The following is a 24,527-nucleotide window of genomic DNA, read 5'->3' as shown; positions in this document are numbered from 1 at the left end:
GTGTCGCAAAGCAGGCGCAGAACGGGCATCTTCCGCCTCTTGTAAGCCGCATATGACGTCTGTACGATCCACGATCTATACGTATCAACTCGCATCACAGGAGGTAGAGGCCATGCCCGAGGGCACCGATCGTCGAGCGCTTTTACGGATCGGCGGTGCGGCACTGGGCGCGGCCGCGGCCACCGCGTCATGGAGGGCCTCCCCCGTGGCCGCCGCGACCGCGGACCCGCCGGAGATCGTCACGCCCCAGCAGTTCGGCGCGCTGGCCGACGGGAAGCACGACGACACCGAGGCCATCGAGCAGGCCATCAACGCCCAGCGCACGCAGTACCGGATCGTCGTCTTCCCGCCGGGCACCTACCGGATCACCCGGACCGTCGTCATCCCCGACCAGCCCGGCGAGAACTACAACCGCATCCAGCTGCGCGGTTACAGCACCATGACGAACCGCGCGTCCATCATCCAGGTGGAGCACGACGGCGTGGGCATCGACGTGCGGTGCTCGCTCGCCGCGATTCACGGCCTCGCCTTCGTCGCCCCCGCCAAGACCGAGAACAACCGGGCGCTGCGCTTCGCCGGCGAGGTCAACACCGACGACACCGACGCCGCCATCCTGGAGTGCACGTTCATCTCGTTCGAGCTCGCCGTCGAGCACGTCGGCCGCGGGCTGTACTTCTCGCACAACCTCGTCGCCCTCTGCACCACCGGCATCAGCCTCGCCTGGCCCACCGAGGGCGTCGACGGCGGCGGCGTGCACGTCCCGCCGTACGGGTTGCGCAAGTGGCTCATCACCAACAACCACTTCCACAGCCCGTTCCAGGCCATCGTCACCGAGGGAGCCGAGGACGCCGACTTCCGCGGCGCGATCATCCAGGGCAACCTGCTCGACATCGGCCGGCGCCTGCTGATCGGCAGCCTCACCAACTCCACCATCAGCGGCAACATGGTGGAGAAAAGCGACAACGGGCCGATCATCGAGATCACCAGCGGGGGCCACAACCTGACCATCGCCGACAACGTCCTCGGCGGGCTCGAACCGCCGCTGAACGACGGCCCGAGCGCCATCCAGTTCTCCAGCGGCGTCAAGGCGCAGAACGTCACCATCAGCGGGAACACCTTCAACTGGCTCAACCACTCCCCGATCCGGTTCGAGAACGACGCCAGCAAGATCACCATCGCGAACAACTCGTTCGACCACTGGACCTCGACGGCAAATCCGATGCCGCCGCGATCAGGGTGGCCGGGAAGGCGAGCGCGTTCAGCGTCATCGGCAACGTCATCTCGGCCGACCCCGCCGACCGCCCGCCGATCATGACCACGGGCGGGCTGCACGAGTCACACGTCATCGGCAACGCCTCCGCGCACGTGCCGCTGGTCGCGGGCCCGGTGGCGGCCGACTCGTTCGTGCAGGCCGAACCGGGCCGGTTCAACCGGATGGAGGTCGCCCAGCCGCTGGGAGCGGCGGCGAAGGTGGTCAGCACCTCGACCGAGAAGCCCACGGTGGGCGAGGACCACTACGGCTCGTTCGTCGTGGAGGGCAACAACGCCAACCCGGGCGTCAAGGGCGGGCTGCGGGTGGTCCCGGTCAACCAGTCGGGATCGGCCGCCACCGAGTTGCTCTGCTCGACCACGAACACCAACGGGCTGGTCTCCATGACCTCCAGCGCCACCGGGCTGGTCCCGCCCGCCGACAACGCACGCGATCTGGGCAGCGCGGACCGGCGGATGCGAACCGTGTACGCGCACCAGGTGGCCCTGGCCGAGCAGGCGCCCGACACGCTGCCGGACGCGGCCGGCCACACCGGAGGAATCATCATGATCCGCGATCCCAAGACCGGCAAGCGCGGCCTCGCACTCTCCGACGGTGAATCCTGGCGGAACGTCGTGCTCGGCGCCGAAGTCTGACCCGGCTCGCGTGGAGGCGATCCGGCTCGCTCCCGACGCCCGGCCGGACGTCTGGCGGGGCTGCCTGGCCTGGACCGAGGAGGGCGGCTCATGGCAACCGTGGCGGCTGCCACCGGACCGGATCGCCACCGCCCACGCTCCAGGCCTGGTCACGCGTGCGCGGATGCCCGCCGGCGTCCGCGCGGTCGTCCGAACCGACGCGACCGCACTGGAACTGCGTACCCACGCGGTGGACGACGATGTGACGTCGCTGGACGTCGTCGTGGACGGCGCGCTGTGGCGGCGGACGGCGCTGACGGCGGGGGCGGCGACGAGCCACGTCGCGTTGCCGCCCGGGCCCAAGGCCGTCGAGGTGTGGTTGCCCCAGTTCGGCGAGATCCGGACCGGGCCCCTCGTCCTGCACGGCGCGACGTACGCCACCGCCGCCGACGAGGGGCTGCGCTGGGTCACGTACGGAAGCTCGATCACGCAGTGCCGCTCGGCCGCCGGCCCCGGCGAGACGTGGCCGGCTCTCGTCGCCCGGCGCCTCGGCTGGGACCTCACCTGCCTCGGCTTCGCCGGCGAGTGCCACCTCGATCCCATCGCCGCCAGGGCCATCGCGCGTACGCCCGCGGACCTGATCTCGCTGTGTCTTGGCATCAACGTCTACGGCAGCGCCGGTCTCGGCCCGCGGACGCTCACCGGCCAGGTGTCGGGGTTCATCCAGGCGGTTCGCGACGCGCATCCGCGGGCGCCCGTCGCCGTGATCTCGCCGATCGTCTCGCCGAGCCGTGAGCGGCTGCCCAACCAGGCGATGATGACCCTGGACGATGTCCGCGGCGCCGTCACGGACGCCGTGACCACGCTGCGCCGATGCGGCGAGAGCGACCTCCACCTCGTCGACGGGCCCGGCGTCTTCGGAGCCGGCGACGCTCACCTCCTGCTCCCCGACGGCCTGCATCCCAGCGCCGACGGATACCGCCTCATGGCCGGGCGGCTCGCCCCCCGCCTGGCGGCCCTCGCGCCCGAGCCCTAGCCGCCTGCCCGTCCCGGCTGCGCGCAGACGGCGAGGCTGTGGTGGGCGAACCGGCGTACGGACCGCACCTGGGAGTGGTCGCGGAGCCAGGCCAGGCGTAGCGGCACCGGCGGCCCGTCGCTGAGCGGGACGGCCCTGACGTCCGCCGATCCCGTCGCCGCCGCCGCGCGGGGCGTGCACAGGACGACGGCCTGCCCCAGGCGGACGACCGACAGCATCTGCATGCCGTCGCTCACCACCGGCCCCGGACGCCCCGGCAGCCCGTCCGGCCAGAGCTCGGCGGCCATGCGCTGGAGGTTGTTCCCCCGCCAGCGCACCACCTGCTCGTCCGCCAGGTCCGCCGTGGCGATCGATTCGCTGCCGGCCAGCGGATGTGACGCCGCGAGCAGCACGTGCACCTGTTCCATGTGCAGGACCACGTTCTCCAGCGTCTCGTCGTCGAGCGACGCGCGCAGCAGCGCGAGGTCGGCCGCGCCGGAGCGCAACTGGTCGAACTGGTCGTCCGCGTTGCCGACCACCACACGTCCTGGCATCAGCGGCAGGGTCTCGTTGTACGCGTGCACGAGCTCGTCGAGCAGCCAGGCGTCGCAGCCGGGCCCTGTCACCGTCAGCGGAGACCGCGTCCCCGCCGCCCTGCGCGCCCGTGACATGGCGTGCCCGGCCTGGGAGACCAGGCCCCTGGCCTCGCCCAGCAGGACCTCCCCCGCGGAGGTCAGGCTCACGTCGCCGGGGGCTCGGACGAGCAGTGGGGCTCCGACGTCCCGCTCCAGGGCGCGGATGGCGCGTGAGAGCGCGGGCTGGGTCATGGCGAGCCGGGCGGCGGCTCTGGTGAAGTTGCGTTCCTCGGCCACCGCGATGAAGTAACGCAACTGGCGAATCTCCACATCAGCCACGCGCGCAGTCTCTCACGTGCGGCTATGCCGCTGCGACATGGCGGTCTGCCGCATCGGACCTTCCCTTCCCCGGCTGGCCGGTGTGTGCTGGACAGGCGCCGCGGCGCGGAGCCCCTTCGGCCCGCGACCTCACCCGCGGCACCCGTTCACCCTCTTGATTGGATGACGCATGTCTGAGCATGCCCGCAAGGCGATCGTGACCGCGGGAACCGGCGGGATCGGCCTGGAGACGGCCGCGGGGCTGGCGGCACGGGGCTGGGACGTCACCGTCGTCGGCCGCGACGCCGACCGCGGCGCCGCCGCGACGGCCCGGCTGGAGGCGGCAGCGGGGCGCCCCGCGGGCCGTTTCCTCCGCGCCGACCTCTCCTCCCTGTCCGGCACCCGCGCGCTCGCGGATCGGCTGGCCGCGGAAGGCCCCCTGCACCTGCTGGTCAACAACGTGGGCGGCATGTGGACCCGGCGCTGGGAGGGCGCCGACGGCATCGAGGCGAGCCTGATGCTCAACCACCTGTCGCCGTACGTGCTGACCGAGGCCCTTCTGGACGCGCTCAAGGCCGGCGCGCCCAGCCGCATCGTGAACGTGACCTCCTCCGCCATCATGGCCGCGGTGCCGGTGTTCGAGGAGGCGGAGCCGCCGGGGCCCTACTACGGCATGGCCGCGACGGGCCGGGCGAAGCTCGCCCACCTCGCCTACACGATGGACCTCGCCGAGCGGCTGGACGGCCAGGGCACGCAGGTCGTGGCCGTCGACCCGGGACCCGCCGCGACGCCCAACGCGGCGCAGATGACGATCGACATCCTGCCGCCTCAGATGCGACCGCTCTGGGACCAGGTCCAGGAGTGGGTCACCCGCCCGGTGGCGGAGGCCGCGGCCGCCGTTCTCGCCGCCTGCACCGGCCCCTCGCACGGTACGGGTGCGCTGATCGGCCCGTCGGGCGCTCCCGACGACAGCCTGCGCCAGCACCTGACGGAGGACGTGGCGGCGGCCGTACGCGCGTGGACTCCCGGGCTCCTCGCCGGCTGACGACACCGTCGGCGGCTGAGCCGCTTCTCCCGGGTTGCGACGGGCCGCGCACCCTCCGTGGGTCACCGGGCCGAGGCGCGAAGGGCCGAGGCGATCCACGTGAAGATCGCCGGATCGTCCTCGCCCGTGCTTGGCGGGGTGTCGTTGATCAGCTCCACCAGGGACAGGTACCTGCCGTGGGTGGCGTCGTACCGCTCCTCCTCCTGGGAGTCCTCGCGCCGCAGTTGCTCGACGAGGAGGAAAGCCCTGGCGAGCCGCTCACGCTGCTCGGTCGTGGACTGCGCGTCCATGGCCTCGGCGGCGGCGCTCGCCATGCGGACGGCCAGCTCCCGCGCCCGTGGCGAGTCCGGCGCCATCCCCGATCGGTACGCCGCCACGAGCTCCTCCCCTATCTTCGCGCCGTCCTTGTGGATGAAGTCCCACACCGGCGCGGCGGCCAGGCTTCTCCCCGGGAAGGCGCCGTACGTGTCCTGGAGGTAGGAGCGGACCGCGCGGCGGAACTCCTCGCCCTGGACCAGGTCGGCCAGCTCGATCCAGGCTTCGAGCTGGGCGGCGCTGGGATCCTCCGGCAGCCGCGGCCGCATCGTCCGCAGGCGGTCGACGAAGCCGGACGGCACGTCGAGGCCCTCGCCGACCTCGTTCCAGAAGTCGTCGACGAGCCGCTCGCGCTCCTCGTCGGGCATCGAGACGAGCTTGTGCATCAGAGCCGCCTGCGCGGCCGTGCCGCCCTGCTTGACCAGCGTCCTCAACACCGCCCTTCTCGCCCGCAGGTCCCGCTCCTGGCGCTCGACCAGCTCCAGGTGCGTCACGAGAAGATCGTGCAGCGACGTCTCACCGCCGAGCAGCCGGCGGATGTCGTCCAGCCCGGCGTCCAGGTCGCGAAGGGTGCGGATGAGTTCCAGCCGCGCGATGGCGCGGACGTCGTAGAGGCGGTAGCCCGCCTCGCTCACACGTGTCGGGTCGATGACGCCGGCGTCGGAGTAGTAGCGGATGGTGCTGACGTTCAGCCCGGTCCTGCGGGCCACGTCCCCGATGGCGTACAGCTCGTCGTCGTCCATGCCGCAACTATGGAGTCTCAAGCGGCTTGAGACTCAAGCCCCGCCCGGCAGGCTCGTACGCGGGAGCGAAGCGCGGAGGGCCGCCGAGATCCAAGCGAAGGGCATGGCCTGCTCGTCCGTGGCGGAAGGTGTCCCGTTGATCGCGGACACCAGGGACAGGTACCTGCCATGGGTGTGGTCGAATCGGGAATCGTCGAGCGGCGGCTCCTCGCGGAGGAGCTCGTCGACCTCGATGAACTTCGCGGCCATCTCGCGCCGGAGCTCGACGGTGGCCTGGCGGCCGCCGAGCGGGGCGGCCGCCTCCACGAGGCGGACGGCCAGCTCCTGCGAACGCGGCGCGTCCGCGGGCAGCCCGGAACGGTACGCGTCCATGATCTCCCGCATGATCGTCGTCCCCGACCCGTAGATGAAGTCCTGCACCGGTGTGGCGGCCATGAGCCGTCCCGGGGGCGTGGAGAACGCGTCCTGGAGGTAGGAGCGGACCGCGCGGCGGAACTCCTCGTCCCGGACCAGGTCGGCCAGCTCGATCCAGGCTTCGAGCTGGGCGGCGCTTGGATCCTCCGGCAGATGGGGCCGCACCTCCCGCAACCGGTCGACGAAGTCGGGGTTGACGTCGAGACCGTCGCCGACCTCGTTCCAGAAGTCGTCGACGAGCCGCTCGCGCTCCTCGTCGGACATCGAGACGAGCTTGTGCATCAGAGCCGCCTGCGCGGCCGTGCCGCCCTGCTTGACCAGCGTCCTCAACACCGCCCTTCTCGCCCGCAGGTCCCGCTCCTGGCGCTCGACCAGCTCCAGGTGCGTCACGACGAGGTCGTGCAGGGTTGTCTCACCGCCGAGCAGCCGGCGGGCGTCGTGCAGCCCGGTGCCCAGGTCGCGGAGGGTGCGGACGAGTTCCAGCTGCGCGATGGCGCGGATGTCGTACAGCCTGTGGCCCGCCTCGGTCACGCGGGTGGGCGCGATGATCCCGGCGTCGGAGTAGTAGCGGATGGCGCTGACGCTCAGCCCGGTCCTGCGGGCCACGTCCCCGATCGGGTACAGCTCGTTGTCGTCCATGCCGCCACTATGGGAGCTCAAGCGACTTGAGATGCAAGACCGCCGGAAAACCTGGTTGCCGTGCCGGTCCGACATGCGCAACCGTGAACAGATGGCCACATGTACGGAGTGCGGCGCCGCCGGCGACCGGTGTGAGGAGCTGTTCCACCGGCTGCTGATCCTCGACTTCTCGCGGCGCGAGCCGTGGTCGCCCCTCCACGCCGTCTCGGTGAGCTGCTACTTCTTCCAGCATCCCGGGCGGGCCGTCGACGGAGGCCCGTCCTTCTACTGGGCCCTGCTGCACATGTACCTGCGTGACGGGGTCGAGGCGATGCATCACGGCACCCAGCGGGCCCGGCGGCTCAACTCACACCGGTACGGCGGGCGCAAACCCGTCGTCGAGGACTTCCCGGGGGCGCCGCCGTTCCCCGAGGCCGGAGCGCCGCCCACGGGCTACGCCGTCACCATCGAGGACGTCGCCGTGGACGGCACCTTCCCCGCGGAGGGGTTCGAGGAACGCGAACAGGCCTGGGCGCGGGCCGCCGTCACGGCATGGGGCCGGCGCAGCCGCCAAGTCAGGTCAGGACCTCGCCGCCGTCGACGGTGATGATCTGGCCGGTGACGTAGTTGTTGGCCATGAGGAAGAGGGCTGTGGCGGCGGCTTCCTCCGCGGTGCCGAAGCGGCCGAGCGGAGCGGTCGACCCGGCGGCGGCGATCGCCTCGTCGGAGTCCAGCCCCGGCAGCGAGCGCAGCAGCGGGGTGTCGATCCGGCCGAAACGGACGGTGTTCACGCGCACCCGTGCGGGGGCGAGCTCCACCGCGAGCGCGCGGGTGAGGGTCTCCACGGCGCCGGTGACCGCCAGGGGGGCGGTCATCCCGGGCGCGGGGCGGACCACGAGGATCCCCGAGCTGAACGTGAGCGAGCCACCCGCGGGAAGCCGGGTCGCCGCCGCGCGGGCGGCGGCGAAGGCGGCCCCGAGGCGGGAGTCGAAGGTTGCGCGGACGGCGTCGGCCGACAGCCCGGCCACAGGGCCGGCGCCGCTGATGCCGCCGGCGGTGACGAGCACGTGGTCGACCGGGCCGGCCCGGTCGAAGACCTCGGCGAGGGTCTGCTCGTCCGCGCCGTCGCCGGGAACGCCCATCACGGCGTCGTCGGGGGCGTCGGCCCGGCTCGCGCTCCGCACCCGGGAGACCGCGGCCTTGAGCCGGTCGGGGTCGCGGCCGACCAGCACGACCCTGGCGCCGACGGAACGCAGCAGGGCGCCCGCGGCCAGCCCGATGCCCGAGCTCGCGCCGATGAGGACGGCGGTGGCGCCGGAGAGGGAGCCGGGCAGCGGGGAACGGACGGGGATGGGAGGCGCAGCGCTCATGGAAAGACCCTTCAGTAAATAAACCATCCAGTTGTTTTACTGATCCTGCCGCCAGGGCCGCCCGAAGTCAACTGGATGGTTTAATTCCTCCATGGCCTACGACGCGGAGGACACCAGACGGCGGATCTTCGACGCCGCCGCCGCAGAGTTCGCGGAGCACGGTCTGGCGGGAGCCAGGGTCGACCGGATCGCGACGAACGCCAGGGCCAACAAGCAGGCCATCTACCTCTATTACGGCGGCAAGGAGAAGCTGTTCGCCGCCGTTCTGCGGGCGAAGCTGGACGAGGTGCGCATATCCATCTCCATCACCCCCGACGCGGTGGCCGAGTCGGCCGGGCAGATGTTCGACTGGTATCAGGAACACCCGGAGCTGATCAGGCTGCTGCTGTGGGAGGCGCTCGAGGCCCCATGCGAACACGAGGAGGGCGAGCGCGAGCGCCATGACGGCTTCCGCCGGAAGGTGCACCACCTCGTGGAAGGGGGCGTGGGCCACCACCTCCCTGAGGAAGAGCGCGTCCGCGCCGCCCAGGACCTGCTGTTCACCATCATGGGACTGATCGCCTGGAACTTCGCCGTGCCCCGGATGTGCCGCTCCATCCTGGACGAGGAGAGCGACCGGGCCGCCCTGACCCGCCGCCGCGACACGGTGATCGAAGTCGCGCGCCGGCTCGCCGCCTCCCCGGAAGGTGACAGGCACTGAGGGTGCTCCCCCGCCGCTACCCTCTCGACGTATGTCATCGTGGCGGATATACGCGGCGGCGGGCCTGCTGCTGCTGACCACCGGCTGCTCGCTCCTCGGCGAGGACGCCGAGGACGTCCCCGACGTCAGGCGCGAGCAGACGTTCGCCACGGCGGGCCCCCGGCAGCTCACCGACGCGGGCCCGGCTCCCGGCGTCATGCGGGAGGCCTGGCGCGTCAAAGGGCTCGGGCAGGGGGATGATCGCCAGATCAGGCTGGAGGGCGGCCAGCTCTTCGTCGCCGGCGCCGACGGCTTCGACGTCTACGACGCGGGCACCGGCCGGAAGAGGTGGCACTACCGCGAGCCGGGCCGCGAGCTGACCGGGTTCGCCGTCACCAAGGATGACCTGGTCGTCGCCTCGCGATCCGAAGAAGGCAGCCACCTGACCGGGCTGGCGGCGGGCACCGGCCGGCTGCGGTGGGAGCGCGGCGACGACGAGGGCAAGCCGTTCACCGGCGGGCCCGGCCGGCGCCTGGCCGTGGGCGAGGGAGTCGTACCACTCCTGGTCAGAGCCGAGCCTTCCGGACGTGACGAGGAGGAGGAGCCGGACGAGTTCCTGGCCCTCGACGCCGCCACGGGCGAGGAACGCTGGCGCCGGCCGCACCACGCGCCGAGCGGCTGTGACGTCGGCACCCGGTCGGCGGCCACCGACACCGACGGCAGCGTCCTGGTATTCAGGGAGTCCTGCCGCGACGACCACTACCTGTACGCCTTCAACCCCTCGGACGGGAAGCCGCTCTGGTCGCGCACCGGCACGTCCGACGACTCCCTGGTGGGGATCTCCGTACGCGCCGGCGCCACCCTGATCGAGCTCGACGAGCACACGCGCGCCCTGGTCGGCCGCGACGACCGCGAGATCGCCAACCTGAACGGGATCGGCCGGTGCCTTGCTCCCTGCTCGCTGCGGAGCGTGGGAGACGACCTGGGGCTGATGCATCTCGACGAGTCGCGCGACGTGACCCTGTCGGTGATCGACGTGACCGGCGGGCAGCTACGCACCCTGACCACGCCCCACGACACCATGTCCGTCACGGCCGGCGGGCGGCTGTACGGCGTCAGCGCCAAACTCGGGGGCACCCTGCTGCCCGCCCGCCTGACCGTCCTCGACGCGGCGACGGAACAGGTCGCCACGATGCCCCTGCCCCTCAGCCTCGACTCGGACGTCGGCGGCCTGCGGTGGCTCGGGACCGCCGGCGGTCACCTGCTGGTGGCCACGTCGAAGGGGGACGACCTCGTCGCGTACGCCTCCACCCCCACGGACGGCCCGCTGGAGCTGGGCGGCGTGGCCAAGGACGAGTGGCCGCAGGCGTGCGACCTGCTGAAGGACGTGCCGGGCAGGACGACAGCGCGCACGCCCATGGTGGAGGGGCCGGTCAGGATCGGCTCCCAGGAGCTGGCCAGGAGCCGGTGCCACGTGAACTACTCCGCGCACGGAAAGGACGGGCAGGCCATCGCCGAGGTGCTGTGGGTGGCCGCGACCGCCGCCGAGGCCGACGGCCTGGTCAACGGCGAGGCGGGCCTCCACGGCGCCGACGAGGTGCAGAAGAGCAGCGACGAGGTCGTCCTCGTGCGCAAGGGCCGCTTCGTCGTCAAGGTGCAGTCGCGGCAGGAAGACGATCTCCAGCGGATCGTCGCCGGGGTGGTCAGCGGGTTGGGCTGAGCGTCAGCCGGTACGGCTGAGGCTGAACGTCGTGGTCGTGCCGGAGGTCTCCCGGGTGGCGACCCAGCCGTCGCCGGCGCCGGCGTACTCACCGGCGGGCGCGGTGTCGAGAGGGCCCTTGGACAGGTCGTAGACCCGGACGTAGCAGTTGTCGCGGTAGCAGTCGGCGGGACGGACGAGGAGCCGGTCTCCGAGGAGAACGGCGCCGAGCCTGCCCCAGACCTTGAGCGGCTCGCCGTCGCTCCAGCGGGCCTTGCCCGAGGAGAGGTCGTAGAGGGTGAGCGTCTCCTTCTCGTCGACCAGTTCCTTGACCAGCACCGTCCTGGAGTCGCCGGTCAGGATCGTGCCCGGTTTGCCGCCCGTCCAGCGGGTCCGGCCGGTGGCCAGGTCCACGACCCGCGGGCGGCCGCGCTCGTCGACCCCGAAGAGGCCGCCGCCGTCGGCCGAGACGTCGGGCAGGCCGTACCTGCACTGCCTGTCCCGCTCGGCGTCGGCCAGCCTGACGCGCCCCTTCCACTTCCTGGCCCCGGTCCTGGCGTTCAGCGCGACCAGGTCCAGCCGGCACATCTCCTTGAACGTCTTGACCTGGTCCTTCTTGCTGCTCATGATCAACAACCCGCCGGTGAGGTAGGTGGGCCCGGAGACCCGCTGCTGGCCGCGGGGGTAGAGCAGCTCTCCGCCGAACCGCTCCTTCTCGACGCGTACGCCGAGCCGCCCGCCCGACGAGGCGTCGAGGGTCATGAGCCAGTGTTTGCCCCGGTAGCCCTTCGGCCGGGTGGTCATGGTGAGCACGCCGCCGGCCCTGCCGGTCACGGTGGCGACGTGCTCGGCGAGGATCGTCCAGCGGACCTGCCCGGTGCGCGCGTCCCTGGCGCTGAGCCGGCAGTCGTCGTGCCGCTCGGTCTGCTCCCCGCGGCAGACAGGGGTGTACACCATCTCGCCGACCACCGACCCGTACGGCGAGGAGGTGGCCTTCCACAACGTCCTGCCGTTCGCGGGATCGAGGCCCATGACCACGTTGGGCGGCGGCCACGTGGACGCGCCGCCCTTCCGGTGGGTGACGATCACCACGCCGTCGGCGACCGAGACCTCCGCGTCACCGCGGAAGGTGCGCTTCCAGGCCTGCTTGCCCTTGTCCGTGATCGCGCGCAGCTGGTTGCCGGCGGCCACCATGAAGCGGCCACCCGCGGCGAAGAGCTGGGCGTCCCGCCATCGCGCCTCCCCGTCGTCCTCCATGGTGATCGACCAGTCGGTGTCGGTCGCGGGCGGGGGTGTGGGCGACGGTGGCGGGGTGCCGGGGACGATCGTGCGTACGGGGGCGCTGGGCGCCGTCTCCGCGGGAGTGCCGCCCCCGCTGCAGGCCGTCGCGAGGAGCGCGAGCATCCCACACGCGAGTTGCCGATGTGGTCGTCGATGCACCGTGCCTCCCCGGAATTTCGCACACCATATCGCCCGAAACCCGAAAGGAGACCTGGCAGGTTTCAGGGTGGTCGCGCCGGGTTCATCCCCATGAAACGACGGCGTCGTCGCGCGCGCGGTAGGCGCTCGGCGGCGCTCCGAGCAGGCGGAGGAACGAGCGCCGCATGGTCTCGCCCGTGAGGAAGCCGTGGCGGCGCGCGATCAGCTCCAGCGGATCGTTCCCCTCCTCGATGGCCGCCCGTGCCGCCTCGACCCGCGCGCGTTCCACGAACCGTCCCGGGCTCATTCCGACCTCGCGGGAGAAGCGGCGGCTGAAGTGCCGCACGCTCATCGACAGGCGGTCCGCCATGGCGGGCACGGTGAACTCGCCTTCCGGGCGCATCACGATGTCGCCGAGCAGGCTCCGCAGCGCGGGGTCACGCGCCAGGCGCGGCAGGCGCGCGACGCTGTCGGGCCGGCCGTCGGGGCGGCGTACGAGCCATTGGGCCACCCGGTGGGCGACGTCCCCGCCGTGGTCGTCCTCGACGAACGTGAGCGCGAGGTCGACGGCCGAGGCGATGCCCTGCGCGCTCCGCACCCTGCCGTCGCGGATCGGGTGCGGCACCACCTTGACGACCTGCCGGGATCCGCCCGGTTCCGCGGGCCGGCCGCCCTGGAGCGGGACGCCGTCGAGTGCCGGCGCCCCGGCGCCGATGGAGGCGACCCGGCGGGCCAGCCTGGCCAGGCGCCGTACGTGGCGGGCCGCGCCGGGTTCACCGGTCGCGGCTCCGGAACAGCCGATGAGCAGCAGCGTGTCGAACTCGTGCCGGATGTCCGCCGGATCGACGTCGGTACCCAGCCGTACGCCGCAGGACGTGCGGACGTACGTCCCGCCAGGAGAGGCGAGGCGTACGTGGTAACCGCCGGCCGTCAGCCGTGTCACCCCCTCGAACACGTCCATGGGACCTGCCACGTCCAGCAGACGAACCCCGTCGCCGACGGCCACCAGGACCTCCGCTGGTCCGGGCACGGCGGCGCCTCCGCGCGATCTCATCGAGCCTCCCCCGTTGATGACACCTTCGCGGCCAAGTGCAGCGCCAGCAGAGGCTAGCCGTGCCGGTCCTCGAATCGTCCTCGAACGGTCCTTGCTCGACGGCGTCGCCGGCTGGTGCGGGGACCGGTGAGGTGTGCGTCCCCGCGGCGTGGGCAGCGGAGAACGGGAACGATCACCGATGGCGAGAATTCAAACCGATAGCACGCCATCTGTTATCACGATGAAACGTAGGGTGTGACTAATCTCTCAATAGTTTTCACCCCAAATTGCACCGAACAAGCGGTACAAGCGATGTCCCCGGCGCTCCGGCGGGCGTCGGCGGCGTTCCTCACGAAGGCGCGCGAAAGGGTGCACTCGCTGCTCGGTTGCGACGATGGCGGAGCCGCCGGCCGGGCTTCCGCCACCCCGCCGACCAGCCAAAACGGGAAAGCCAACTGGCGTACCCCGGAACCTGGAGCTCAAACTGTCAGGCTGTGGCGGCCTGGTAATCCGTGTTACCTCTTCGCGTAAATTCGGAGTCCATGTCGTCAGCACACCCACGACCGCAAGCGGATTCTCCGCCCTCCACGGAGGAACTGGGACCACCCCGCCTCGAGGACGGCCGGGAGTTGTGGCGCATCACCCGTGAATCAAAGATCCTTGACCTCAATTCCCCTTACAGCTACGTCCTCTGGTGCCGGGACTTCGCGGACACCTCGGTCGTGGCGCGCGGCGAGAACGGCGTGCGGGGCTTCATCACCGGGTTCACCCGCCCCCAGGAGCCGCAGACGCTCTTCGTGTGGCAGGTCGCGGTGGACGAGAAGTGGCGAGGCCGCTCCTTGGCCAGCCGCATGCTCGGCTACCTGGCCGGCAGCGGGTGCCGGTTCATGGAGGCCACCGTCACGCCGGACAACCTCGCCTCGGACCGGCTGTTCACCGCCTTCGCCCGTGACCGAGGGGCGGATCTGGAGAGACGGCCGCTCCTCGGCGAGGAGTTGTTCCCCCTGGATCACCAAGCAGAGGTGCTCTATCGAATCGGGCCCCTCGATCAGCAAGCCCATTAGGAGACAGCTGAAATAATGGACGTTTTCGAAAGCACCGAGTCAGAGGTCCGCAGCTACTGCCGGGGCTGGCCCGCCACGTTCCGCAAGGCCACGGGAAGCCACCTCTACGACGAGGATGGGCGTCCGTTCCTCGACTTCTTCGCGGGCGCCGGCACGCTCAACTACGGCCACAACAACCCGCAGCTGAAAGAGGACCTGCTCCAGTACCTGAGCGGCGACAACATCGTCCACAGCCTCGACATGTACACCGTGGCCAAACGGGAGTTCCTGGAGACGTTCCGGGATGTGATCCTGAAACCTCGCGGCCTCGACTACCGCGTCCAGTTCCCCGGGCCCGGTGGCGCCAACGCCGTCGAGGCGGCGCTGAAGCTGGCCAGGAAATACACCGGCCGCAACACCATCGTGAGCTTCACCAACGCCTTCCACGGCATGTCGCTCGGGGCGCTCGCGGTGACGGGCAACTCGATGAAGCGCAAGAGCGCGGGGATCCCCCTGCAGACCCTCACGATGCCGTTCGACAACTATCTCGACGGCCAGACGCCCGACTTCCTGCTCTTCGAGCGGCTGCTCGCCGACAGCGGCAGCGGGCTGGACACCCCGGCCGCGGTCATCGTCGAGACCGTGCAAGGAGAGGGCGGCCTGAACGCGGCCAGCCCGGAATGGCTGGGTGGCCTCGCCGAGCTCTGCAAGCAGCACGAGATCCTGCTCATCGTGGACGACATCCAGATGGGATGCGGGCGCACCGGGCCGTTCTTCAGTTTCGAGCAGGCCGGGATCACGCCCGACATCGTCTGCCTGTCGAAGTCCCTGAGCGGCTACGGGCTGCCGTTCGCCGTCACCCTGCTCAAGCCCGAGCTGGACGTATGGGACCCGGGCGAGCACAACGGAACGTTCCGCGGCCCGAACCCGGCCTTCGTCACGGCGACCGCCGCGATGCGGCACTTCTGGGCCGACGAGGGGATGGAGAAGGAGACCATCACCAAGGGCGAGCAGGTGCAGGAGTCGCTGGACCGGCTCGCGGCGGCCTACCCCGAGGGAGTGAGCGGCACCCGGGGCCGCGGGCTGGCGCAGGGGATCGCCTTCACCGAACCCGCGCACGCCTCCGCGGTCTGCGCGGCGGCCTTCGAGCGGAAACTCCTGCTGGAGACCTCCGGCCCGGAGAGCGAAGTGGTGAAGCTCCTGCCGCCGCTCACCTCGACCCCCGACGAACTCGCGCAAGGTCTGGACATCATCGCCGACTCGGTCGAAGCCGTCCTGGTCTGAGAATCCGAAACCGGCTGAAAGGAGAGAATATGATCGTTCGCTCGCTGAAGGACATCACCGGGACCGAACGCGACGTGGAGGCGCCGACCTGGCGCAGCAAGCGGCTGGTGCTGGCCCGGGAGAAGGTCGGCTTCTCGCTGCACGAGACCGTTCTGTACGCCGGCACCGAAACCTCGATGTGGTACGCGAACCACATCGAAGCCGTCTTCTGCGTCGAGGGCGAGGGCGAGCTCACCAACGAGGAGACGGGTGAGAAGCACCGGATCGAACCGGGCACCATGTACCTCCTCGACGGCCACGAGCGTCACACCCTCCGCGCGCACACCGACGTACGCACTGTCTGCGTCTTCAACCCGCCCTGCACCGGCAGGGAAGTGCACGACGAGAACGGCGTCTACCCATTGATCAAGGAGGAAGCATGACCTTGACCGAAGGACTCAACCCGACCCAGCGCGACCCGTACCCCACCAGGAGCGCCAAGGAGCCCGCCCTGCTGTACCGGCAGGACCCGGTGGTGTACGGCGGACCGGACGACGGGCCCATCGACGCCGAGACGCTGAACTCCTACGGGGAGAACGGCTTCCTGTCCGTCGACCGGCTCCTAGAGCCCGACGAGGTCGAGCTCTACCGCGCCGAGCTGCGCCGGCTGTCGGAGGACCAGAAGATCCTCTCGGACGAGCGCACGATCACCGAGCCCGGGTCGAACGAGATCCGGTCGATCTTCGAGGTGCACAAGACCAGTCAGGTCTTCGCCGACCTGGTGGCCAACCCGCGCGTGGTGGGCCGGGCCCGGCAGATCCTCGGCTCCGACGTCTACGTGCACCAGAGCCGGGTGAACTTCAAGCCCGGATTCAACGGCAAGGACTTCTACTGGCACTCCGACTTCGAGACCTGGCACGCCGAGGACGGCATGCCCAGGATGCGCGCGGTGAGCATCTCCATCGCGTTGACGGAGAACTTCCTGCACAACGGCGCGCTGATGATCATGCCGGGGTCGCACAAGAGCTTCGTGTCCTGCGTGGGGCAGACTCCTGACGACCACTACAAGGCGTCGCTGAAGCAGCAGGAGATCGGCACCCCCGACCCCAGCAGCCTGTCCGTCCTCGCCGACAAGCACGGCATCGAGGTGTTCACCGGAGCCGCCGGTTCGGCGACCATGTTCGACTGCAACTGCATGCACGGCTCCAACAGCAACATCACGCCGTTCCCGCGCTCGAACATCTTCGTCGTGTTCAACAGCGTCGAGAACACCTGCGTGGAGCCGTACGCCGCGTCCTCGCGCCGGCCCGACTTCATCGCCGCGCGCGACTTCACGCCCGTCGGCTGACAGCCGCGGCGCGACTCGTACGAGTCGGACGCCCAGGCCAGGCCCCCGCGCCGGCCTGGGCGTCCGCGCGTCGGGCGGCCCGTCAGGAAGCGGCCAGCGCCTTGCGCAGCGTCTGCGCGAACTCCCCCGGCTGGTACGTGAAGCCGCCGTGGTCGCCGGGGAAGACGACGGGCGCCGTGCCCAGCAGGCCGGCCAGCGCCACGGACGTGCGGTAGGTGAGCAGCCGGCCCGAGTCGGCGCCGACGCCCACCACGACCCGGGGCGGGCCGGCCCTGAGCGCGCCGGCGTCGGGCACGTAACGGGTGGTGCCGCGCAGCTCGTGGGCGAAGAAGCGGGCGCTGTCGGCCAGGTCCTGCTCGCTCGGCTCCTCCGGAGCCCCGTCGGGAACCTCGTCGCCGTCGAAGCCGGCAGTGGCCATGAACTTCGCGAACGCCGGCCCGACACCCTCGCGGTGGAAGGTCTCGATGATGTCCTCGGTCGCGGCCCGCCGCTCGGCGGCGTCGGGCAGCAGTTCCAGGCAGGGAGGCTCGTGCGCGACAAGGGTGCGCACCCTCTTCGGGTGCCGGGCGGCCAGGGCCAGCCCCGTCACCGCGCCGCCGCTGCTGCCGAACACGTCGGCCGACTCGGCGCCGAGCGCGTCCATGAGGGCGGCGGCGTCGTCGGCGCGCAGCTCGGGAGTGGAGTCCTCGGCGGGGTCGTCGAGCACGCTGCCCGCGATGCCGCGCGGGTCGTGGGTGACCACGGTGTGGTCGCCGGCCAGCGCGTCGGCCAGCGGGGCGAAGTACGCGGCGGCCATCGGCGCGCCCAGCAGGAGCAGCAGCGGTCCGGTGCCGCGCACCTCGTAACGCAGCCGCACGCCGGGGACTTCGAGGATGTGCGTGGTCGTCATGGCGAAGGTCCTTCCTCGGATGTCACGGTGACGGAGGAAAGACCGCCGCCGGCGGCGGAACTCATCGCCCGCCGGTCAGGTTCCCGACCTGATCGGCACCACGTTGCCGGGCGCGCCCCGGCGCGGCAGCGCGAACCAGGTGGCCTTGCCGACGAGGTCGGGATGGGTGATGTAGCGCTGGGGGTGGCAACCGTAGAAGCCGTCGGAGAGCCTGGCCACGATCCGCAGCCCGTGGCCGTGCTCGGCCGACACGTCGTCCGGCGACGGGGAGGGCAACAACGGGCTGCCGTCCACGACCACGATCATGATCTCTCTGGCGTCCACGTGCAGCGCGAGTTCGTAGGGGCCGTCGCCGTACATGAACGCATTGGTGATCAATTCGCTCACCATGAGAACGGCGTCGTCGATAAGATCGTCGGAAAGCGTCAGGGAGATTAATTCATCGCGAATGATCGACCGCGCCTGGCCGACCGTGCGCACGTCTTCGACCAGCGGCCACGCGTACTGCACACGGCTCCGGCGAGCTGATCGCAGCGAGGTCATGACATCTCTTTCCGGTGCGGCGGGGCAACGAATGCACGTTTCACTCGACACGAGGGCCTGCCTATGGGTGGACGTTCGGCGCCGTCGAAACGTGTACGCACGAGAAGGCCGTTCGGGTCGAATCCTCGGCGATAAATCAGAATTCTTTTTCCGCCCGAGCGGAAACGGTGCGTGCGGCACGGGGTACGGACTGTGCCATGAGCAGTCCAGACGAGAACGCACCGAAGACCGACACCGAACCGCGCCTCGACGCCGCCGAGCGGCCCCGCAGGCGCGCGGCGCGGCCGGAGGCGCCCAAGCCCGCCGGCCGGAAGGCCCTGGAGCAGGCACTTCTCGAAGCGGGCAAGGAGTTGAAAGACCTCACCTAGAGGCAGCGCCTACCACAACGACCACAGAGCGGCGGGCGTCAGGGGAACGCCCGTGATCTTGTCTGCGATCTCCGGCAGGGCGGCCGCGACGGCGTTGGCGATGGCGGCGGGCGGGCCGATCGTGCCCGACTCGCCCACGCCTTTCATGCCGCCGGGCGTCAGCGGCGACGGCGTCTGGGTCATCACGACCTCGATGTCCGGCACCTCGCGCGTGGTCGGCAGCAGATAGTCGGTGATCGGCTGGCCGTCCTCGGAGTAGACGATCTCCTCGGTCAGCGCCATGCCGATGCCCTGCGCCACGCCGCCCCTGATCTGCCCCTCCACCAGGGTGGGGTTGACCAGCACGCCGGAGTCGTTGACCACCCAGTAGCCTTCCAGCTCGACCTTCCCGGTCTCGGGGTCGACGGCCACCGCCGCGGCGTGCGCGCCGTACGCGAAGGTGTACGCCTTCGGGTCGTAGCTGACGCGCTCCTCGAGCCCGGGCGTGACGCCGTCCGGCAGGTCCCAGCCGCGCCAGGCCGCCGTGGCCAGCTCGCGCAGCGTCACCGACGACTGCGGGTCGCCCTTCACGCGCACCGCCTCGCCGGCGAGCTCCAGGTCGTCGGGCGCCGCCTCCAGCCGGTGCGCGGCGATGGCGACGAGTTTGTCGCGCAGGCGGGCGGCGGCCTGGGTGAGCGCCCCGCCGCCGATCGCCATCGACCGGCTGGCGACCGACCCGACCGACGAGTACGGTGTCGCCGCCGTGTCGCCCAGCACCACCCGCACCCGGTCGATGGGCACGCCCACGCGGTCGGCGGCGACCTGGGCCAGCGCCGTCTCGATGCCCTGGCCGATCGAGACCACCCCCGACGACACGACGACGGACGCGTCCTGTTCCATGCGCAGGATCGCCGTCTCGTAGCCGCCCGCCTGGATGCCGCTGGCCTTGAGGTCCATCGAAGGGCCCATGCCGGTGGACTCGACGTGGCAGGAGAAGCCGATGCCGCGCCGCCGCCCGTCGTCCTTCTCCACCGGTGTGACCAGGTCGCGCAGGGTCGTCAGGGCGAGCGGGTAGTCGCCGGAGTCGTACGGCTGGTGGACGCGCGACGTGTACGGCAGCTCGTCCGGCCCCACCATGTTGCGCAGCCGCAGCTCGACCCGGTCGATGCCCAGCCTGCGGGCGGCCTCGTCGATCAGGCGTTCCCTGGTGAGGGTGCCCTCCGGCTGGCCGAAGCCGCGGTAGGAGCCGGTCGGCGTGGTGTTGGTGACGACGCCGCGCACGCGCACCGCGGCCCGGTCGAACCGGTACGGGCCCGGCAGCGTCGTGGCCGTCACCGCGAACGTCGAGGCGCCGACGTTCGACGGGTGCGCGCCGATGTCGCCGAGCACGTCGACATAAAGGGCCACGAACCGCCCGTCGCCGTCGAGCGCCAGCCGCCCCCGGTGCACGGCCGCCCGCGCGGGCAGGGTGGCGAGCACCCGGTCGCCCGGCGTCTCCGACCAGCTCACGGGGCGGCCCAGGCGCATCGCGGCCAGGCAGACGATCGCCTCGTCGGGGTAGACGTGCTCCTTGCCGCCGAACCCGCCGCCCGTGTCGCCGCTGACGACGCGCACCCGATCGTGCGTGAGCCCGAACGCGTCCGCCAGGTGCTCGCGCACGTGGTGCGGAGCCTGGGACGAGGTGTGCACGGTCAGCTCGTCGTCGGCGTACACCGCGACCACGCCACGCGGTTCGAGCGGGTACGGCGAGAGGCGGCCCATCCTGAAGGTCATCTCGACGACGTGCTCGGCCTGCTCGACGGCGGCGGCGCAGTCGTCGTCGCCGAGCGTGAAGTCGGTGAAGAGGTTGGTGCCCCAGTCGGGGTAGAGCAGAGGTGCGGGGTCCTCCAGGGCATGTTCGATCCCGACCGTCGCGGGCAGCTCGTCCAGCTCCAGTTCGATGAGGTCGGCGGCGTCCCTGGCGGCTTCCGCGGTGCGGGCGACGACGACGGCGAGGGGTTGTCCCGCGTATCGGATCGTGTCGTCCAGCGCCCGGTAGGACAGGAGGCGCTGGCCGGGCGACAGGCTCACGCAGGGAAGACGAAGATCGGGGGCGTCGGCGGGGGTGATGATGTCGAGCACGTCGTCGGCCGCCCAGGCCGCCTTGGCGTCGCAGCCGAGCAGCCTGCCGTGGGCGATGGGGCTGCGGATCACGTGGGCGTGGGCCATGCCGGGCAGACGAACCGCGCCGACGTACTTTCCTCTTCCGGTGAGCAGCCTGGCGTCTTCCCGTCGCGGCGTGCTGGCGCCGACATACGCGTCTCCCATGCCCCGATTGTGCGCGCCGCCCGCCGGACGGTCCATACCATCCGCGAGAAGGCGCACGTCAGCGGGGGTATAGATGCAAACGTTCCTGCCTTATGCGGACTTCTCCGCGACAGCGGCGGTCCTCGACCCGCTCCGGCTCGGCAAGCAGCGCGTGGAGGCGCTCCAGGTCCTGCGCGCCCTCACCGTCCCCGGCTACGGCTGGCGCCACCACCCGGTCGTGAAGATGTGGGCCGGCTACGAGGAGGCGCTCGTCAGGTACGGCCTCGAGGTGTGCGCGCGCTGGTGCGCCCTCGGCCGGTCCGACACCTGCGCGGCCACCATCCAGGACGACCTGGCCCGGTCCCGCGGCACGACGACCGTACGCGGGCAGGACGAGCTCGGCGCGGCGGGCGAGTTGCCGCCCTGGCTGGGCGACCCGTCGCTGCACCTCAGCCACCGCTCCGCGCTCCTGCGCAAGGACCCGAGCTTCTACCGGCCCGTCTTCGGCGACGAGGAGCCCGACGACCTCGACTATGTCTGGCCGCGTTCGGACCGCCTGCCACCCTGATCAGGCGACGGCCGAGTCCGGTCGCCTTCCAAAGTCCCGCCGGCCCCGAACGGCGAGGGTGCGGGACGCGGTCAACGACCCTCCCTGAGTGCGGGTGTGACGGTGATGAGGGCCTCGGCGCGTTCCGTGGCCGTCATGGCGCCGAACGCGCAGAGCCGTACCAGGTCCTCGTCCGTCGCCGAACCGCGCCAGGCGGCGACGTCGGCGTCGGTCACCCGGTACGGCGCGAGCGCGACGAGCAGCGCGAGCCTGGCCCCGGCCCGTTCCCCGGCGGGAAGACCGGCCAGCGGCCCGGCCAGCCAGGCGCCGCCCATCGGCGGATGTTCGCCGTCCCAGGCGGCGACGGCCCGGGTCACGGCGGAGCGGGCGGCCGGCCCGAGCAGCTCGCCGCCCGCCTGCGCCGCGGCGCGCAGCGCGGCGTACGCGGCGCCGACGGGCGTGCCCGCCGCCCAGGCCGGCTCGGGCCCCACGGGCAGGTCCGCCACCAGCGGCAGGCCTCCGCCCGCGGCCGGCGTGCGGCGCACCGCGCCGGACATCATCCGGCCGCCCATGCTCCGCACCAGGCGCGACCTCTGCAGATTCGCGGGCAGCAGGTTCTCGGTGAGCAGCGCCGAGGCGATGCGGTTGACGAAGTGGAACGTCAGCGCGGTGCCGATGTACTCGTGCGCGAGCACGACGGGGAAGGGCCCCGGGCCCCGGCTCCTGGTCCAGGCCAGCAGTCCGGCGAGTTCGGGATCGCGGGGCGTGCCACCGGCGGCGACGGTCTCAGCGAGGTGGTGGTCGCCGGTCGCGTGCAGCAGGGTCGTGTGCGCGGCCACGCAGAACGGGCATCGGTTGGCCAGCGACACCCCCAGCGCCACAACCTCCTTGGCGGTCCTCGGCGCGTCGCCCGCGAGCAGCGACTCGCGCAGCAGGGCCCAGGTCGCGGCGAGCACCTCCGGAGACGGCGACAACGTCAGGAACACCGCCATGCGGGCCATGCCGAAGTCCTCCGCGAGCTGCGCGTAGACCTCACCCACCCGCCCGGTGGCGCCCTTCGGCTCCACCGGGGTGACGTAACGGAACGAGCCGGCCATCATCAGCTCCTGTCTCTGATGGGATCCATGACACCCCATGGTGGTATCCGGCCGGTCATCGGTCGTCGTGGCTGCGGAGACTCCTGCGGCTACGCCCCGGGAAGCAGGATCGACGCCCCTACTTCCCCGGCAGTAGCGTCGAAGTGCGACCAGGCGCCGACGAACCGGCCGCGGCGACGCCCTACTGTGCAGGAGTGAGCTCTGTGCCCCGATGGCGCCCCATGGCCATGGACGGCGCGCTCGCCGTGACCGTGGCCGCCATCCTGACGCCCACCGCGCTGGTCGCCCCCGGCACCGGCGCGCTCGGACTGGCCGCGGTCCTGGCCGGCTCGCTGGCGCTGGTCGCCTGGCGCCGCGCGCCGCTGGTCGCGCTGCCCCTGACCACGGTCTGCATGCTCGTCTTCTCCGAGTACGCCGACCCGGGGCCGTCGGCCGCCTTCCCCGTGCTCGTGTCGGTCTTCGGCGCGGTCAGGGCCGGCCACCGGCTGCTCGCGGCGCTGGCCGGCGCGCTCTACCTGGGCGTCGACCTGGCTGCGAACCTGGCCACCGCCGCCCCGCAGGACGCCCAGGCCATCACCCAGTCGACGACGCTGCTGCTCGGCTGGTTCCTGGCGGCCGGGGTGGCGGCGACCGTGGCCAGACACCGGCAGGCGTACCTGAAGCAGGTGGAGGAGCGCGCCGCCGAGGCCGAGCGGACCCGCGAGGAGGCCGCGCTCCGCCGCGCGAGCGAGGAGCGGCTGCGCATCGCCAGAGAGCTGCACGACTCGCTCACCCACAGCATCTCGATCATCAAGGTGCAGGCGGGCGTGGCCATCCACCTGGCGCGCAAGCGGGGCGAGGAGGTGCCCGCGGCGCTGCTGGCCATCCAGGAGGCGGGCGGCGACGCCATGCGCGAGCTGCGCGCCACGCTGGAAGTGCTGCGCGACGCCGGCGGCGAGCCCGCGGCCAGCGGCCTCGACCGGCTCGGAGACCTGGTGGAGCGGGCCCGCTCGACCGGCCTGCGCACCACGGTGACGATCTCCGGCGAGCGGCACGAGCTGCCCCGCGAGGTCGACAGGGCGGCGTACCGGATCGTGCAGGAGGCGCTGACGAACGTCTCACGGCACGCGGGCGGGGCCGCGGCGGCGGTGCGCATCGACTACGGCGGCGGCGAGCTGGTCGTGCAGGTGGACGACGACGGCACGGCCGGCCCCGGCACGGCGCCCACGCCCGGCGTGGGGCTGCGCGGCATGCGCGAGCGCGTCACGGCGCTCGGCGGCCGGCTGCGGGCAGGCCCGCGCCCCGAGGGCGGATTCACCGTACGCGCAGAACTACCGCTGGGGGAACCATCGTGATCCGCGTGCTGCTCGTGGACGACCAGGCGCTCATCAGGGGCGGCTTCCGGGCCCTGCTGGAGGCGGAGGACGACATCGAGGTGGTGGCCGAGGCCGCAGACGGCCGGCAGGCCGTGGCCCTGGCCCTGGAGCACCGGCCGGACGTCGCGCTCATCGACATCCAGATGCCGATCATGGACGGCATCGAGGCGACCCGCCAGATCGCCTCCGACGAGCGGTTGAGCGACGTCCACGTCGTGATCCTCACCAACTACGGCCTCGACGAGTACGTCTACGACGCGCTCAGGGCGGGCGCCGGCGGCTTCCTGGTCAAGGACACCGAGCCCGCCGACCTGCTGCAGGGTGTCAGGGTGGCGGCCCGCGGCGACGCCCTGCTCTCCCCCGCCATCACCCGCCGGCTGATCGGCGAGTACGTCGCCCGCCGCCCCGAGCCGCGGCCGGAGGGCCTCGGCGCGCTCACCAACCGCGAGCGCGAGGTGACCGCCCTGGTGGCCCGCGGCCTGTCCAACGACGAGATCGCCGCCCACATGGTGATCAGCCCGACCACCGCCAAGACGCACGTCAGCAGGGCGATGACCAAGTTGCGCGCCCGCGACCGCGCCCAGCTCGTGGTGTTCGCCTACGAGTCGGGGCTGGTGACCCCGCGAAGGAACGTTCCCGACTGAGCCCCGGAGCGTGTTCGTCTGAGTACACTCAGGCACGT

General features: G+C 71.5%; 25 protein-coding genes. 15 read left to right on the top strand and 10 right to left on the bottom strand.

Going from position 1 to position 24,527, the window contains the following annotated elements; translation table 11 throughout:
* The first annotated feature begins 112 nt into the window (after positions 1–112).
* Genes ABGB14_RS32430 through ABGB14_RS32420 form a run of 3 tightly spaced genes read left to right on the top strand, consistent with a single transcriptional unit; the run spans position 113 to position 2,920 of the window.
* Complete coding sequence (locus ABGB14_RS32430) at positions 113–1,315, top strand: glycosyl hydrolase family 28-related protein (protein ID WP_347647636.1); 1,203 nt, start codon at positions 113–115, stop codon at positions 1,313–1,315.
* Entirely contained in the window at positions 1,237–1,905 is a 669-nt protein-coding gene (locus ABGB14_RS32425; protein ID WP_347647635.1) for a hypothetical protein, read from the top strand. Before ABGB14_RS32430 ends, ABGB14_RS32425 begins: the two co-directional genes overlap by 79 nt.
* Positions 1,906–1,915: 10 nt before the next feature.
* Positions 1,916–2,920, top strand: a complete 1,005-nt coding sequence (locus tag ABGB14_RS32420) for a GDSL-type esterase/lipase family protein (RefSeq protein WP_347647634.1) — start codon at positions 1,916–1,918, stop codon at positions 2,918–2,920.
* Here the strand turns inward: ABGB14_RS32420 and ABGB14_RS32415 are convergent.
* The gene (locus ABGB14_RS32415) at positions 2,917–3,813 is read right to left on the bottom strand and encodes a LysR family transcriptional regulator (protein ID WP_347647633.1); all 897 of its coding nucleotides are present in this window, start codon (positions 3,811–3,813) and stop codon (positions 2,917–2,919) included. The two genes, ABGB14_RS32420 and ABGB14_RS32415, sit on opposite strands and share 4 nt — an antisense overlap.
* Before the next feature lie 169 nt (positions 3,814–3,982).
* Here ABGB14_RS32415 and ABGB14_RS32410 point away from each other — a divergent pair, with 169 nt between their 5' ends.
* Positions 3,983–4,837 (top strand): SDR family NAD(P)-dependent oxidoreductase, encoded by an 855-nt coding sequence (locus tag ABGB14_RS32410; RefSeq protein WP_347647632.1) that lies wholly within the window; start codon positions 3,983–3,985, stop codon positions 4,835–4,837.
* A gap of 62 nt (positions 4,838–4,899) precedes the next feature.
* Here ABGB14_RS32410 and ABGB14_RS32405 read toward each other — a convergent pair whose 3' ends face one another.
* Together ABGB14_RS32405 and ABGB14_RS32400 are read right to left on the bottom strand one after the other, a co-directional pair.
* Positions 4,900–5,895, bottom strand: a complete 996-nt coding sequence (locus ABGB14_RS32405; protein WP_347647631.1) for a MerR family transcriptional regulator — start codon at positions 5,893–5,895, stop codon at positions 4,900–4,902.
* 33 nt (positions 5,896–5,928) lie between these two features.
* Positions 5,929–6,948, bottom strand: a complete 1,020-nt coding sequence (locus tag ABGB14_RS32400; RefSeq protein WP_347647630.1) for a MerR family transcriptional regulator — start codon at positions 6,946–6,948, stop codon at positions 5,929–5,931.
* Between the two features lie 91 nt (positions 6,949–7,039).
* On the opposite strand from ABGB14_RS32400, the gene ABGB14_RS32395 reads away from it, so the two are divergent.
* Entirely contained in the window at positions 7,040–7,534 is a 495-nt protein-coding gene (locus tag ABGB14_RS32395; RefSeq protein WP_347647629.1) for a DUF5946 family protein, read from the top strand.
* Here ABGB14_RS32395 and ABGB14_RS32390 read toward each other — a convergent pair.
* Positions 7,503–8,297 carry an SDR family oxidoreductase gene (locus ABGB14_RS32390; RefSeq protein WP_347647628.1) on the bottom strand — a complete coding sequence of 265 codons (795 nt, stop codon included), beginning with the start codon at positions 8,295–8,297 and terminating at the stop codon, positions 7,503–7,505. The two genes, ABGB14_RS32395 and ABGB14_RS32390, sit on opposite strands and share 32 nt — an antisense overlap.
* A gap of 91 nt (positions 8,298–8,388) precedes the next feature.
* Here ABGB14_RS32390 and ABGB14_RS32385 point away from each other — a divergent pair, with 91 nt between their 5' ends.
* Positions 8,389–8,997: a TetR family transcriptional regulator gene (locus tag ABGB14_RS32385; protein ID WP_347647627.1), complete on the top strand. Its 609-nt coding sequence runs from the start codon at positions 8,389–8,391 to the stop codon at positions 8,995–8,997.
* Positions 8,998–9,028: 31 nt separating this feature from the next.
* Positions 9,029–10,696 carry a PQQ-binding-like beta-propeller repeat protein gene (locus ABGB14_RS32380; RefSeq protein ID WP_347647626.1) on the top strand — a complete coding sequence of 556 codons (1,668 nt, stop codon included), beginning with the start codon at positions 9,029–9,031 and terminating at the stop codon, positions 10,694–10,696.
* A gap of 3 nt (positions 10,697–10,699) precedes the next feature.
* On the opposite strand, the gene ABGB14_RS32375 is transcribed toward ABGB14_RS32380, so the two are convergent.
* Both ABGB14_RS32375 and ABGB14_RS32370 read right to left on the bottom strand, forming a co-directional pair.
* A complete protein-coding gene (locus ABGB14_RS32375; RefSeq protein WP_347647625.1) occupies positions 10,700–12,079 on the bottom strand; it encodes a PQQ-binding-like beta-propeller repeat protein in 1,380 nt (459 codons plus the stop codon).
* A gap of 118 nt (positions 12,080–12,197) precedes the next feature.
* Complete coding sequence (locus tag ABGB14_RS32370) at positions 12,198–13,148, bottom strand: helix-turn-helix domain-containing protein (protein WP_347647624.1); 951 nt, start codon at positions 13,146–13,148, stop codon at positions 12,198–12,200.
* A gap of 521 nt (positions 13,149–13,669) precedes the next feature.
* Here ABGB14_RS32370 and ectA point away from each other — a divergent pair.
* Genes ectA through thpD form a run of 4 tightly spaced genes read left to right on the top strand, consistent with a single transcriptional unit; the run spans position 13,670 to position 16,781 of the window.
* A complete protein-coding gene (gene ectA / locus ABGB14_RS32365) occupies positions 13,670–14,191 on the top strand; it encodes a diaminobutyrate acetyltransferase (RefSeq protein ID WP_347647623.1) in 522 nt (173 codons plus the stop codon).
* 15 nt (positions 14,192–14,206) lie between these two features.
* Positions 14,207–15,454, top strand: coding sequence for a diaminobutyrate--2-oxoglutarate transaminase (ectB, locus tag ABGB14_RS32360; protein WP_347647622.1), 1,248 nt, complete (start codon positions 14,207–14,209; stop codon positions 15,452–15,454).
* Between the two features lie 29 nt (positions 15,455–15,483).
* Positions 15,484–15,876 (top strand): ectoine synthase, encoded by a 393-nt coding sequence (locus tag ABGB14_RS32355; protein WP_347647621.1) that lies wholly within the window; start codon positions 15,484–15,486, stop codon positions 15,874–15,876.
* Positions 15,873–16,781, top strand: coding sequence for an ectoine hydroxylase (gene thpD / locus ABGB14_RS32350; RefSeq protein ID WP_347647620.1), 909 nt, complete (start codon positions 15,873–15,875; stop codon positions 16,779–16,781). Before ABGB14_RS32355 ends, thpD begins: the two co-directional genes overlap by 4 nt.
* An 82-nt stretch (positions 16,782–16,863) precedes the next feature.
* Here thpD and ABGB14_RS32345 read toward each other — a convergent pair whose 3' ends face one another.
* On the bottom strand, positions 16,864–17,670 hold the full coding sequence (locus tag ABGB14_RS32345) for an alpha/beta hydrolase (RefSeq protein ID WP_347647619.1): 807 nt from the start codon (positions 17,668–17,670) through the stop codon (positions 16,864–16,866).
* Positions 17,671–17,745: 75 nt separating this feature from the next.
* Positions 17,746–18,213, bottom strand: coding sequence for an ATP-binding protein (locus tag ABGB14_RS32340; protein ID WP_347647618.1), 468 nt, complete (start codon positions 18,211–18,213; stop codon positions 17,746–17,748).
* A gap of 197 nt (positions 18,214–18,410) precedes the next feature.
* On the opposite strand from ABGB14_RS32340, the gene ABGB14_RS32335 reads away from it, so the two are divergent.
* Positions 18,411–18,581, top strand: coding sequence for a hypothetical protein (locus tag ABGB14_RS32335; protein WP_347647617.1), 171 nt, complete (start codon positions 18,411–18,413; stop codon positions 18,579–18,581).
* Positions 18,582–18,590: 9 nt separating this feature from the next.
* Here the strand turns inward: ABGB14_RS32335 and ABGB14_RS32330 are convergent, their stop codons facing one another.
* Positions 18,591–20,867: a xanthine dehydrogenase family protein molybdopterin-binding subunit gene (locus tag ABGB14_RS32330; RefSeq protein WP_347647616.1), complete on the bottom strand. Its 2,277-nt coding sequence runs from the start codon at positions 20,865–20,867 to the stop codon at positions 18,591–18,593.
* A gap of 73 nt (positions 20,868–20,940) precedes the next feature.
* On the opposite strand from ABGB14_RS32330, the gene ABGB14_RS32325 reads away from it, so the two are divergent.
* Entirely contained in the window at positions 20,941–21,414 is a 474-nt protein-coding gene (locus tag ABGB14_RS32325) for an MSMEG_6728 family protein (RefSeq protein ID WP_347647615.1), read from the top strand.
* 71 nt (positions 21,415–21,485) lie between these two features.
* Here ABGB14_RS32325 and ABGB14_RS32320 read toward each other — a convergent pair whose 3' ends face one another.
* Positions 21,486–22,490 carry a carboxymuconolactone decarboxylase family protein gene (locus tag ABGB14_RS32320; protein WP_347647614.1) on the bottom strand — a complete coding sequence of 335 codons (1,005 nt, stop codon included), beginning with the start codon at positions 22,488–22,490 and terminating at the stop codon, positions 21,486–21,488.
* 194 nt (positions 22,491–22,684) lie between these two features.
* Between ABGB14_RS32320 and ABGB14_RS32315 the strand changes: the two genes are divergently transcribed.
* Positions 22,685–23,824: a sensor histidine kinase gene (locus ABGB14_RS32315; protein ID WP_347647613.1), complete on the top strand. Its 1,140-nt coding sequence runs from the start codon at positions 22,685–22,687 to the stop codon at positions 23,822–23,824.
* Positions 23,821–24,489 carry a response regulator transcription factor gene (locus ABGB14_RS32310; RefSeq protein ID WP_347647612.1) on the top strand — a complete coding sequence of 223 codons (669 nt, stop codon included), beginning with the start codon at positions 23,821–23,823 and terminating at the stop codon, positions 24,487–24,489. The genes ABGB14_RS32315 and ABGB14_RS32310 overlap by 4 nt, the downstream gene beginning before the upstream one ends.
* The last annotated feature ends 38 nt before the right edge of the window (positions 24,490–24,527 follow it).

The sequence above is a fragment of the Nonomuraea sp. B10E15 genome (genome assembly GCF_039871615.1).
Classification (GTDB): domain Bacteria; phylum Actinomycetota; class Actinomycetes; order Streptosporangiales; family Streptosporangiaceae; genus Nonomuraea.
This window is presented reverse-complemented; position numbering and strand designations above follow the sequence as displayed.